This window comes from Treponema sp. R80B11-R83G3 (genome assembly GCF_054786115.1).
Map to the genome: position 1 here is coordinate 1 of NZ_BDHF01000368.1, position 693 is coordinate 693.

Annotated in this window: 1 protein-coding gene; it reads right to left on the reverse strand. The window is 51.1% G+C overall.

Annotation, left to right across the window (positions count from 1 at the left end; all coding sequences use genetic code 11):
• Nucleotides 1–110: 110 nt before the first annotated feature.
• On the reverse strand, nucleotides 111–693 hold a 583-nt coding region (locus tag ACYVRH_RS13905; protein WP_461257479.1), incomplete at its 5' end, for a hypothetical protein.

Consider the following 693-nt stretch of genomic DNA (forward strand, 5'->3'; position numbering starts at 1 on the left):
CCGGACGCTTTACGTGTTGACATTCAGTACAAATTGGCAAGAGACACGACGGATACGACTGCGGAATTTACGTTGGAGGGCATAGTCAACTTCGGAGGCAATACCCGAACCTACGCAATGCCGGACGGTGGGATGTCATTTATATTGACGTTCCTGAATAACACGGTTCTGCCTTCATCGGCGGAAACCGTAAGCCCTTTGTTGGTGATTGAATACGTCCTGCCTATCTGGGAAGTACTCCTGCCTAGCACCTTGTTATTCCGGTTGTCTACCACCTCTACGACTATGGAAAAAGTTTGGGTCCCCTGCTTTTGCCCCCGCTCCTCCACAAAGCTGTTGTCAAACGGTACCGCCGTTACTCCCACATTCAAACGCTGTAGTCCCCATTTTCTGATTTGCCCCGTCGCTTCCAGGCCGTCATTGACCGTCTTGACGACCTCCTGTATGGCGGCCTGCACCGCAGCCTGTTCCGCCTGCACCGTCTTCTGCACCTCAGCTACCTGCGCGTCCATGGCCCGTATTGCCGTTTTCACATCCTGCATCCATTTCAGTGAAGCCTCCAGATATATCTCTACGCCTTCATAAATTGTCGTGTTGGTGTCATAATTAGCTCCCAAGCTGCGGAGATCTACGCTATAGAACAAGGTATTGGGCGGTTCGGGAAGAGATTGAATAAATTTGTTCCAGTTATCG